Raw genomic sequence first — 11,484 nt, forward strand, 5'->3', positions numbered from 1 at the left:
CCCGAGCCGCGGACTCCCAGCACTCCCGCGGGCTGCGGGGTCACTCCCCCAGGACGCGCGTGAGGTACCGGTTGCCGAACAGGCGATCGGGGTCGAGGCGGTCGCGCAGCGCCACGAAGTCCGCGAAGCGCGGGTAGCGCGGGCCGAGATCGGCGACGCCGAGCGTGTGCATCTTCCCCCAGTGCGGCCGTCCGTCGTGTGCGAGCATGATCTGCTCGACGGCCTCGAAGTACTCCGACGGATCCTCGCGCCAGTATCGGTGGACCGCGATGTAGGCCGTGTCGCGGTCGTACGCCGTGGACAGCCACCGGTCGTCGGCCGCGGCGAAGCGCACCTCGACGGGAAAGGACACGCGCCATCCCTCGTCGTCGATGAGGCCACGCAGCCGGTCGAAGGCCGCGCCCACGGCCGATGCGGGCAGCGCGTACTCCATCTCGCGGAAGCGCACCGATCGGGAGGTGGCGAACACCTTGTGCGACGCGTCGGTGAAGGCGCGGTCCCCCCAGAGCCGCACCGAGGCCTGCGCGATGGCAGGCACGCTGGCTGGCACCGCCTTGGCGATGCCGCACGCCGCCTGATGCAGGGCACCTCCGACGAGGGTGTCGTCCACCCAGCCCCCGATGACGCCGAGAGGCTTGCGCGGCGCGCTCTCGGGCAGGCGCGTGTTCGTCTTCGTCATCGCGCTGTCGGTGTGGGGGAACCAGTAGAACTCGAAATGATCCGCCTCGGCCGCGCGCCGATGCAGGCTCGCACGGACCTCGTCGAGAGGCTCCGGCTTCTCCACCGCGCTCAGCAGGAACGCCGGGACGCACTGCAGGGTGACCTCGACGAGGATGCCCAGCGCGCCGAGCCCGAGGGCGACGGCCGGAAGCATGTCGGCGTTCTCGTGCTCGTTCACCCGGAGCATCTCGCCGTCGCCCGCGACGAGCGCCACGCCGACGACCTGGGTCGAGAGTCCTCCGAAGCGTACTCCCGTGCCGTGTGTTCCGGTCGAGATGGCCCCGGAGATCGACTGGCGGTCGATGTCGCCGAGATTCGCCATGGCCAGCCCGTACGGCGCGAGCAGTTTCGGGATCTGATGCAGCCTCGTTCCCGCGAGGAACGTCACGCGGGCCCGCTCGGCGTCCACCGAGACCACCCCCGAGAGGTCGGTGAGATCGAGCAGAGCACCGGGCGCCACCGCGATGCCGGTGAAGCTGTGGCCCGCGCCGACGGCCTTGATCGGCATCCCCCGCTCTCGCGCCGCCGTCACCGCTCGCGCCACCGCACCCACCGTGCGCGGAAACTCCATCCGCTGCGGTCGGATGGCGGCCGATCGCGCCCAGTTGCGCCACGTCGCCCCGGGTCGTGTCATAGGAACGCCTTCCCCTCGCCGCGATAGGTCGGCGCCTCGCCGGCGATCTCGCCGTCTGCCACGAGCAGGACGCCATCGACGTGCTCCGCCGTCTCGCCGCTCTTGGCGTGCCGGAACCAGACCCGGTCGCCGATCGCGAGGGATCCCGCCGAAGCGCCTCGGAGGGGCGTCTGCACCTCGCCGGCCGCCTCGCGGGCGAGGGTGCGCAGCGCCTTCGGCCACACCGGTGCCGGCTGCCGCGACGGCGTCGGTGGCCCCGACGCGATCCATCCGCCTCCCAGCACCGTGACCATGTCGGGAGCCGGACGCCGGACGACCTCGAGCGCGAAGGCGGATGCCGGCGCCGGATGAAACCCGCGGTAACCGTCGAAGAGATGGCCGGCGAGCAGTCCGCTGCCGGCGGTGAGCTCGGTCACGGAGCGATCGGATGCCGTCGACTCGAGCGAGCCGGTTCCCCCGCCGTTGACGAACTCCAGGGGCGCGATCTCGCGCAGCGCGGCGACGATGCCGGCCCGTCGGTCGTGGAGCTCGGCGGCCGAGCGTCGCTTCATCCACCGCATGACCGGCGCATCGGTGCCGACGGCGTCCGGCTGGCCGGCGATCTGCGCCTCGTACATCATGAGTCCCACGAGCCGGAACCCGGGGCGGGCGACGATGGCCCGGGCGAGGCGGGCGACGTCGGCGGCGGCGAACAGCGGCGATCGGCGGACGCCGACGTGACCGAGCGCGGCCGAGCGCCAGGAGGCGTCCACGTCGATCGCGACGCGCACCTCGCAGCGCGCGGTCGGGGCGGCGACGGCGTCCAGAAGATCCAGCTGCGCCGGGTCGTCGACCATGATCGTCACCCGCGCCGCGGCGCGCTCGTCGGCTGCGAGGCGGGCGAGCGCCGCGCGATCGGCCGAGGGGTAGCCCACGACGATGTCATCGTGGGCCTCGGCGAGCCACAGCGCCTCGGGCAGCGTGTAGGCCAGCAGCCCCGCGTAGCCGGGCAGCGCGAGCGTCGCGTCGAGCACCTCCCGCACGCGCACCGACTTGGTCGCGATCCGGATCGGCACGCCGCGCGCGCGGACGAGCATGTCGAGGGCGTTGTGGCGCAGCGCATCGAGTTCGACGACCGCGCACGGCCCCGAGACGTCGGAGACCGCATCCGTGAGGCGACCCCAGTACGCCGCTGCGTCATGCCACCCGGGTGTGGTGGCCTCCCGCGCCAGCAGATCGATCATGTGCCCCCGCTGGGATTCGAACCCAGACTGAAGCGATTTTAAGTCGCCTGCCTCTGCCGGTTGGGCTACGGGGGCGCCGCAGCATCCCCCACGCTACCGCTCAGCGCGCGGCGGCCTTCTCCTTGTCGGCGTCGGCCTTCTTCTCGGGCTCGGCCGGTCGCGGGCGCGCCGCGAACTCCTCGAAGACGTAGCGGGGGTTCTGCACGCTGGAAAGGCTCACGATGTCGCGACCGAGCCAGAGGTTGTTCCACCAGCCCCAGATCACCCGGAACTTGCGCTCCCACGTGGGCATCGCGAGACCGTGGTAGCCGCGGTGCGCGATCCAGGCGATGAAGCCCTTCAGCGCGAGCTTGCCGGACTGGAAGACGCCGTTGTACAGGCCGAGCCCGGCGACGGCTCCCAGGTTCTTGTGGACGTAGTCCTTGGGGTCCTCGCCGCGCAGGACCGCCGTGATGTTCTTCGCGAGCAGCTTGCCCTGGCGCACGGCGTGCTGTGCGTTCGGCACGCACATGCCGCCCACGCCGCCACCGGTGAGGTCGGGCACGGCCGAGACGTCGCCGGCCGCCCAGGCGCCCTCGACGATCTCCTCGTCGGTCCCCACGCGCAGATCGGGACGGGTGCGGATGCGGCCCCGCTCCTCGACGGGCAGGTCGCTGCCGCGCACGACGGTCGGGTTGGCCATCACGCCTGCGGTCCAGATGATCAGATCCGACGGCAGGGTCTCCCCGGTCGAGAGCTCGACGTTGCCGTCGACGGCACCCTTGACCTGAGTGTCCAGGTGAACGTACGCGCCCCGCTTGGCGAGGTCCTTCAGCACCCATTCGCTCGTGGGCAGCGACACCTCGGGCATGATGCGACCCATCGCCTCGATGAGGTGGAAGTGGGTGTCCTCGAACGAGATGGTCGGATACTTCGCCAGCAGCGACGATGCGAACGAGCGGAGCTCGGCGAAGACCTCGATGCCGGCGAAGCCGCCGCCGACGACGATGACCGTCAGCAGACGATCGCGCTCGGGTCCGGCGGGGATCATCGCGGCCTTGTCGAAGTTGTCCAGGAGCTGGTCGCGGATCGCGACGGCCTCTTCGATCGTCTTGAGGCCGATGGCGTTGTCGGCGATCCCGGGGATCGGGAACGTGCGCGAGACAGCCCCGGCGGTGACGACGATCTGGTCGTACGTCTCGGTGAAGGGGTCGCCGATCTCGGGGGTGACGGTCGCCGACTTCGACGCGTGGTCGATGCCGGTGATCTTGCCGGTGAGGATGCGCGTGCGCTTCAGGTGGCGTCGCAGCGACACCACGGAATGACGCGCCTCGATCGAGCCGGCAGCGACTTCCGGCAGGAACGGCTGGTAGGTCATGTAGGGAAGCGGGTCGACGATGGTGACCTCGGCTTCTGCCTTGCGCAGAGTCTTTTCGAGCTTCCAGGCCGTGTAGAAACCTGCGTATCCGCCACCGACGATGAGGATCTTGGGCACGGTGTTGGTCACGAGTGGGGTACTCCCTGAGTCAGCGGCTGGGCGTTCGGGACGCCGATCGGATGCGTCGGACAGCTGCGGTGACGCCGAGCGCCACCAGTATAGCCGCGCTGGTGACCATGACGAGCGGGAGGGTGCCGTACAGCAGGGTCTCCCGGGTCGGCAGCAGCGGCGAATCATCGCGAGAGAGCGATTCGGCCGGAGGAAGGGCCTCGATCTCGACCGGCTCCGCGGTCGGCTGGGCCACGGGCCCTGCATCCGCCCGCCGGTAGATGCGGATCCACTCCTCGAGGCTTCCCATCGGATTCGTGGTGACCGTCGGCACGGAGGCGTTCACCGCCGCGTCGGCGTCGACGAGCCCATAGCCGTAGAGGACCGAGGAGCCCTTGGCCGGGGTCGTGGTGCGGATGAGTCGGTTGATGACGTTGTTCGCATCGAGGTCGGGATGCGCCGAGCGCACGAGTGCGGCGATGCCGGCCACGATCGGGGCGGCACCGCTCGTGCCGTCCCACTGCACGACGGCACCGTCTGCCGAGACGCCGAGCAGCTTCTCGCTGGGCGCCGATACGCCCAGGGTGATGCCCTGCGTCGAGGCTTCGACGCTGGCGGTCCCCTCGGGGTCGACCCCGGCGACGGTGAGCACGCCCGGGATCGTCGCCGGCGCCCCGACGGTCGACGTGCCGCTGCCGCGGTTGCCGGCGGCGACGACGATCACCACGTCGTTGTCGAAGGCGTACTGGAACGCGCTGTCCCAGCTGGTGTCCCAATCGGTCGTGTTGGTGGTGAAGGAGAGATTGATGATGTCGGCTCCGTTGTCGACCGCCCAGCGGATGCCGTCGGCGACCTGGTCCACGAACGGCACGGCGGCGGAGGAACCGAAGCCGACCGAGATCGAGAGCAGATCCGCCTCCGGCGCGACGCCGATCATCCCGGTGTCGGCCCCGGTGCCCCGCGCGGCGGCGAGGGAGGCCACCCAGCTGCCGTGGCTCGCGTCGACGGCGCCGACCGGCGTGCGGCCGTCGGTCGATCCGAGACCGGACATGTCCGTGCCGCCGACGACGGCGGGATCCAGCTCGACGGGACCCCGCGCGATGCCGGTGTCGATCACCGCGATCGTGACCCCCGCTCCCCGGGTCGTCTCCCATGCCTCGGTGATGCCGTAGTCGTCGAGCCAGTACTCCAGTCCGCGCACCGGATCGATGACGTCGTCGGGAGAGTCGGCGTCTGCGGGGGGCGTGGCGACGGTCGACCCGGTGAGGAGGGTGACCCCGAGGAGAGCCGCGGCGACGGCGGCGACCACGCGCTTCATGTCGTCGCCGCTCCGGGTTCGGCGCACACGCACACCGCGGGCGACCAGTCGCCGCGTTCGAGGGCCAGGTCGCCGATCGGGTTCACCCCCGGGCCGGCCGCGAGGCTGTGAGCGGCGAGCGCGTGAAGGCATTTCACGCGCGTGGGCATACCGCCCGCGGAGACACCGTCGATCTCGGGGACCTCCCCGTACGGCGCCCGGTCGGCGAGGTAGGCCTCATGGGCACGCTGGTAGGCGTGGGCGACGTCGTCATCGTCGGCCAGGAGGTCGTTGTACTCGACCATCACCTGTGTCGCCTCCAGCGCCGACATCGCCGCGGTCGCGCCCGGGTGGGTGAGGTAGTAGAACGTGGGGAAAGGCGTGCCGTCATCCAGTCGGGGCGACGTGGCGACCACCGTCGGGTTGCCGCAGGCGCAGCGCGCGGCGACGCCGACGACGCCGCGCGCGGGCCGCCCGAGCTGGGCGCGGAGCACATCCCGCTCGGCGTCGGTCACGGGCGCGAAGGGCGAAGGGATCACGCGCGCCACGTTACCGGGCGCGTCTGGACCGCCGCTGGGTCGCCGGCCCGCACGCACTCACGGGGTCGGGTCATCCGTCGGCTCGGACGTAGCCGGATCCTCGGTGCCGCTGTCCACGGGAACGACCGTCTGGGCGAGGCCGGCCTCGGTGACCGATCTGACCATCTGCGTCATCCAGTCGTTCCGGGTCTGCTCGACGTCCTCACTGACGGGTTCCTGCTCCTGCGGCAGATCGGCCGACGCGAGGTCGTTGTCGACGAGGTAGACCACCTCGCCCGGCTTGACGTAGTAGAGGCGCTCTCGCGCCTGGGTCGTGATGAAGGCCGGGTCGCGCCAACGATCCTGCTGGGCCTCGAGGTCTTCGACGTCGTCCTGCGCGAGCGCGACCGCCGCCTCGAGAGCGTCGATGCGCTGACGCTGCTCGACGTAGGTGCCGATGGTGGGAACGAGCACGAAGGCCGCCAGCACCACCAGGCCGAGCATGATCACCATGAACCCGGACAGCCGGATGCCGCCGAGCCACGTGCGCACGTCGACCGGACGGCGCGTCCGGGAACGCGAAGAGGGAGCCGTCGTCTTGACCACGGCTCCCCCTCTCGTCGTTCGTGCGGTGTATCAGCCCGTGAAGCGCGGGAAGGCTGCGCGGCCGATGAACTCCGCCGCGTCGCCCAGCTCCTCCTCGATGCGCAGAAGCTGATTGTATTTCGCCACGCGCTCGCTGCGTGCGGGCGCGCCGCTCTTGATCTGACCGGCACCGGTGGCGACGACGAGGTCGGCGATCGTCGTGTCCTCGGTCTCGCCCGAGCGGTGCGAGAGCATCGCCGTGTAGCCCGCACGGTGCGCCATGTCGACCGCGTCGAGCGTCTCGCTCAGCGTTCCGATCTGGTTGACCTTCACCAGCAGCGAGTTCGCGACACCGCGGGCGATGCCGTCGGCCAGACGCTGCGGGTTGGTGACGAAAAGGTCGTCTCCGACGAGCTGGGTCTTCGTGCCGAGCACGTCGGTGAGCGCCTTCCAGGCGTCCCAGTCGTCTTCGGCGAGCGCGTCCTCGATCGTGACGATCGGATAGTCGTTCACGAGCCCGACGTAGTAATCGGTGAGTTCGGCAGCGGTCCAGTCCTTGTTCTCCAGGCGGTAGACGCCGTCGGAGAAGAACTCGGTCGCCGCGACATCCAGGCCGAGCGCGATGTCGGTGCCGGGAGTGAAGCCCGCCTTCTCGATCGCCTTCACCAGGAAGTCCAAGCCCTCGCGGTTGCTCGGAAGATCGGGGGCGAACCCGCCCTCGTCGCCGAGACCGGTGGCGAACCCGGCAGCCTTCAGCTCGCCCTTGAGGACGTGGTAGACCTCGGTCCCCCAGCGCAGCGACTCCGAGAAGGTCTCGGCCCCGATCGGGGCGAGGAAGAACTCCTGCATGTCGATGCCGTTGTCGGCGTGCTCACCGCCGTTGATGACGTTGAACAGCGGCACGGGCAGGATGTGCGCGTTGGGTCCGCCGAGGTAGCGGAACAGCGGCAGATCCGCCGAGTCGGCGGCCGCCTTGGCCACCGCGAGCGACACGCCGAGGATGGCGTTCGCGCCGGTGCGCCCCTTGTTGTCGGTGCCGTCGGTGGCGATGAGGATCTCGTCGACGATGCGCTGTTCGCTCGCCTCGACGCCCTCGATCGCGGGCCCGAGCTCGTCGATCACGGCCTCGACGGCCTTGAGGACGCCCTTGCCGTTGTAGCGGCCCTTGTCGCCGTCACGCAGTTCATATGCTTCGAAAGCGCCGGTGGAAGCGCCCGACGGGACGGCGGCCCGCTGGACGATGCCGTCGTCGAGGAGAACCTCCACCTCGACGGTCGGGTTTCCGCGCGAGTCGAGGATCTCGCGTGCGCCTACAGCCTCGATAAGTGCCACTGAGGACTCCTTGTCAGATGGAGGGTGGGTCTTCGGAACGTCGTCGGTCCGAAGACGAGTCTAGTGATGACCGCGCTCGACGCCACCGGCGTCGCGCGCCGGCCCCGGCTCGACCACGATCGCGAGGGCGATGCCGTCCCATCCCTTCGCGTCGAGGGTCTGCAGGGCGGTCGCGTCGAAGCGCGGATCGCGCGCGAGCATCTCCAGCCCTCGCTGGGTGCCGATGACGTTCGACGCTGTGGTCGCGGGATTGGCGACTTCCCCTCCTCGGCCGATGTTGTCGACGACGACGACGGTTCCGGGGCGCCCCAGACGCGCCGCCCAATCGAGGTAGATCGTGTTCGATTCCTTGTCGGCGTCGATGAACACGAGATCGAACGGCTCGCCGCCGGACAGGGTCGGGAGCACATCCGCAGCACGGCCCTCACGCACCTCGACGCGGTCGGCGAGACCCGCCCGGGTGATGTTCGCCCGGGCCAGTGCCGCATTGACCGGCTCCGCCTCGATGCTCACCACGCTCCCGCGTTCCGGCAGCGCGCGTGCCAGCCAGATGGTGGAGTATCCGCCGAGGGTCCCGATCTCGAGGATGCGCCGCGCACCGGCGATGCGGGTCAGCAGGTGCAGGAACTTGCCGTTGACGGGGGCGACCTCGATAGACGGAAGGCCCGCCGCGTTCTGGTCGTCGACGGCGGCGTCGAGGGTGGGGTCGTGACCGACGAGGGTCTCGGTGAGGTAGCGATCCACGCGTCGCCACGCGTCAGGTGTGGGGTCGGCCATTCCCCCAGCAAATCCCTGCGCTCGCCCCACGTCAACCCGGCGACGAGGTGTCGTCAGCGGAGCGGGCGGCCCGCATCCTCTCGAGGCCGACGATGACGACCATCACGATCCCGAGCAGCACCCAGCTGACCACGCCGAGCGGTCCGACGACGGCCATGTCGACGGTGGAGCCGGCGGCCGAGACCAGCACCACGAAGCCGCCGACCGCGTTCAGCGAGCCGTGCGCGAGCACGGCGGGCCACACGGAATCGGTGCGCAGGCGAAGCCATCCGAGGAACAGTCCCCACATCACGCAGCCGCCGACCATGAACAGCACGCCGGTGATGTCGGTGCGGCCGAAGTTGTAGCCGAGCAGGATGACCGGGCTGTGCCACAGCCCCCACGCCACGCCGGTGATCAGGATGGCCTGCCATGCGCCGAGGGGCATCAGGGCGGGTTGGAGCCATCCGCGCCAGCCGATCTCCTCTCCTGCGGCGAAGACGCTGTTGATGACCGCCCCGAGGGGGATCTGCACCAGCTGCAGCACAAGCAGGAGGTGCAGGGGCGGCAGAGGCGTTCCCGCCGGCACCGCCGCAGCCAGCTGCGCACGGAACCCCGACAGCCCGGCGAGGTCGAGGTCGATCCAGCCGAAGGCCGCGGAGAGGAACACCGCGGCGACGACGATCGCGATCGGGACCACCAGCGCGATGCCGAGGTATCGGAGCCACCGACCGAGCGGGCCGAGCGGCCAGATGCCGAGAAAGGCCCGGCGGTGCTTTCGCGGGGCGCGAAGCGCGAGAACGACGACGACGGTCGCCACCGTCGGCGTGAACATCATCACCGGCAGGAGGAACGGCGCAGCCGGTGCCGCGAGCCCCGCCGGGTCGATCCACAGCGGCAGTGCGACGAGCCAGGCGAGGCCGAACGAGAGGGCGAGGAAGACCGCGACCGGCACGACGCGGACCCGGGGCATCATGCGGCGCCTCCGTGGTCGCCGCCTTCGCCGCGCTCGCCGCGCTCGCGCAGGGCCAGGAGGAGACCGGCGGCCGTCGACGCATCGTCGACGGTGACGACGAAGGCTCCGCCCCTCGCGCGCTCGACCTCGAGGGCCTCGCCACGGCGCAGGACCACGCCGGTGCGTCCATCCAGTGCCTTCCGCAGTCCCCATCCGCCGAAGTCCGCCATCGGATTGATCGTGACCACCTTCACCTCGACGACCTGATCGAGTGACACCCGGAACCTCGGCACGCCCAGCAGGCTGGTCACGCTCAGTCCGTCGTGGTCGACGCGGACGCGGAACAGCATGGTGGCGAGGATGGCCGCTGTCACGACGACCGCCACGATCAGCAGGATCGGCCAGGCGCTTCCCGCGGTGGCGATGTCGAGTGCGGCGAGTGCGAAGAGGAGTACCGCCGCACCGACGAGCACCGCCATCCCGCCACTCGCGAGAGATGCGGTGCGCACCCAGACGGCGCGCTCGCCCGGCCCCAGGAGGACCGGTGTCGCCGGGCGGACGGTTCCGCCGCTCACCGTCAGGCGCGGCTGCGAAACCCAGGCCACGACTCCGACGACGATCCCCGTGGCGCCGCTCCAGACGAGCGGTCCGAAGATCCCGGCCGACTGCGTGGCCACCGGCAGATCGACCTGCGCCGCATACGTTCCGGTGATCACGACCATCACGGCACCCACGACGGCGGGAGCGAGCGAGCCGAGGAACCGCATCGTGGCTCCCCACTCCCCCTCGCGCGAACCGAGGAGGGCGAACGCCGACAGCACGAGCGTCATCCCTATGCCCAGGCCGGCACTGAGGGCCGGAACGGTCCACGGCGCCGCGTAGCCGTCGGGGGCGCCCGACACCGCCCAATGGACCGCGACGGGGTCGGGAACGCGAGGCAGCAGCCACAGCTGGATCGCCACCGCCGCGACGGTCATCGCCAGCGGCAGGACGATGCCGAACCACACGAACGCGCGGCGCGCCCGGGTGAGTCGTTTCCGATCGTTCTCGGAAGGGGAGACGGTCATGACGGGTCCTCCTCTGGATCCACATCGGCCAGCAGCGAAGCGAGCACGCCCGGCGCGAGCCCGAGGCTCCGCGCACGAGAGGCGAGGGCGACCACGTCGTCGCGGAGCCGGCGCAATCCGTCGGCGGCCTCGGTGACGACCGCACCGCGGCCCCGCCTCATGTCCACGAGGCCCTCGTCGCGCAGCTCCTGGTAGGCGCGCAGCACCGTGTGCAGGTTGAGGTCGAGCGAGCCGGCGACCTCACGCGCGGAGGGAAGCCTCTCCCCCGAGCGGATCTTCCCGGCGGCGATCGCGGTGCGCACCGAGGCGGCGACCTGTTCCCACAGGGCCGCGCCGCGTGATGGGTCGATTCGAATCAGCACGCCACTATTATACTTTCACTATAATAAATCCAAAACCCTTGCCGGCGATCTGGAGAGCCGTTCGTCAGGGCCACGACCGTGCACGAATTCAGGCTGCGCGAGGTGCGAGACGCGCCCTGTCGGCGTGTCGCCCCGTCCCCGGCGTGTCCAGCCTGAGTTAGGGCCGAGCGCGAGGCGAAACGGCATCGGGCGCCGGCAAATCAGGGCGCGCCGGCGGCGGAGCCCTTCGTGACGGCCGCAGTCGAAGTAGCGGTCGCGACCACGGCCACTGTCGCGACCACGACCATGCACGAACTCAGGCTGCGCGAGGCGCAGGACGCGTCCTGTCGGCGTGTTGCCCCTCCCCGGCGCGTCCAGCCTGAGTTAGGGCCATACGCGAGGCGGAACGGGCGCCGAGCGGCGGCGCGCCAGGGGGCGGCGCTCTTCGTGACCGCGACGGTGACGGTCGCGGTCGCGGTCGCGGTCATTGTCGCGACCACGACCATGCACGAACTCAGGCTGCGCGAGGCGCGAGACGCGTCCTGTCGGCGTGTCGCCCCGTCCCCGGCGCGTCCAGCCTGAGTTAGGGCC

The 11,484-nt window shown here is 70.6% G+C and carries 11 protein-coding genes and 1 tRNA gene; all 12 read right to left on the bottom strand.

Annotation, left to right across the window (positions count from 1 at the left end; all coding sequences use genetic code 11):
- Positions 1–40: 40 nt before the first annotated feature.
- The 12 genes from B3S45_RS02580 to B3S45_RS02635 all read right to left on the bottom strand — a co-directional run bounded on the left by B3S45_RS02580 (position 41) and on the right by B3S45_RS02635 (position 10,914).
- The gene (locus tag B3S45_RS02580) at positions 41–1,354 is read right to left on the bottom strand and encodes a D-arabinono-1,4-lactone oxidase (RefSeq protein WP_286717191.1); all 1,314 of its coding nucleotides are present in this window, start codon (positions 1,352–1,354) and stop codon (positions 41–43) included.
- Entirely contained in the window at positions 1,351–2,577 is a 1,227-nt protein-coding gene (locus tag B3S45_RS02585; RefSeq protein WP_286717193.1) for an alanine racemase, read from the bottom strand. The genes B3S45_RS02580 and B3S45_RS02585 overlap by 4 nt, the downstream gene beginning before the upstream one ends.
- Before the next feature lies 1 nt (position 2,578).
- Positions 2,579–2,652 (bottom strand) — tRNA-Leu (locus B3S45_RS02590).
- Positions 2,653–2,677: 25 nt separating this feature from the next.
- Positions 2,678–4,051, bottom strand: a complete 1,374-nt coding sequence (locus B3S45_RS02595; RefSeq protein WP_286717216.1) for an NAD(P)/FAD-dependent oxidoreductase — start codon at positions 4,049–4,051, stop codon at positions 2,678–2,680.
- Between the two features lie 31 nt (positions 4,052–4,082).
- Positions 4,083–5,360 carry a S8 family serine peptidase gene (locus B3S45_RS02600; protein ID WP_286717195.1) on the bottom strand — a complete coding sequence of 426 codons (1,278 nt, stop codon included), beginning with the start codon at positions 5,358–5,360 and terminating at the stop codon, positions 4,083–4,085.
- Complete coding sequence (locus B3S45_RS02605) at positions 5,357–5,878, bottom strand: DUF501 domain-containing protein (RefSeq protein ID WP_286717197.1); 522 nt, start codon at positions 5,876–5,878, stop codon at positions 5,357–5,359. Before B3S45_RS02605 ends, B3S45_RS02600 begins: the two co-directional genes overlap by 4 nt.
- A gap of 57 nt (positions 5,879–5,935) precedes the next feature.
- A complete protein-coding gene (locus tag B3S45_RS02610; protein ID WP_228480973.1) occupies positions 5,936–6,463 on the bottom strand; it encodes an FtsB family cell division protein in 528 nt (175 codons plus the stop codon).
- A gap of 30 nt (positions 6,464–6,493) precedes the next feature.
- The gene (gene eno / locus B3S45_RS02615) at positions 6,494–7,774 is read right to left on the bottom strand and encodes a phosphopyruvate hydratase (RefSeq protein WP_286717199.1); all 1,281 of its coding nucleotides are present in this window, start codon (positions 7,772–7,774) and stop codon (positions 6,494–6,496) included.
- A gap of 60 nt (positions 7,775–7,834) precedes the next feature.
- Positions 7,835–8,551, bottom strand: coding sequence for an O-methyltransferase (locus B3S45_RS02620; RefSeq protein WP_286717200.1), 717 nt, complete (start codon positions 8,549–8,551; stop codon positions 7,835–7,837).
- 31 nt (positions 8,552–8,582) lie between these two features.
- On the bottom strand, positions 8,583–9,506 hold the full coding sequence (locus tag B3S45_RS02625; protein ID WP_286717202.1) for a CPBP family intramembrane glutamic endopeptidase: 924 nt from the start codon (positions 9,504–9,506) through the stop codon (positions 8,583–8,585).
- Positions 9,503–10,552, bottom strand: coding sequence for a DUF1648 domain-containing protein (locus tag B3S45_RS02630; protein WP_286717204.1), 1,050 nt, complete (start codon positions 10,550–10,552; stop codon positions 9,503–9,505). The genes B3S45_RS02625 and B3S45_RS02630 overlap by 4 nt, the downstream gene beginning before the upstream one ends.
- Entirely contained in the window at positions 10,549–10,914 is a 366-nt protein-coding gene (locus tag B3S45_RS02635) for a GntR family transcriptional regulator (RefSeq protein ID WP_286717206.1), read from the bottom strand. The genes B3S45_RS02630 and B3S45_RS02635 overlap by 4 nt, the downstream gene beginning before the upstream one ends.
- Positions 10,915–11,484: the final 570 nt, after the last annotated feature.

This window comes from Microbacterium sp. UBA1612 (assembly GCF_002321605.1).
Classification (GTDB): Bacteria; Actinomycetota; Actinomycetes; order Actinomycetales; family Microbacteriaceae; genus Microbacterium; species Microbacterium luteum.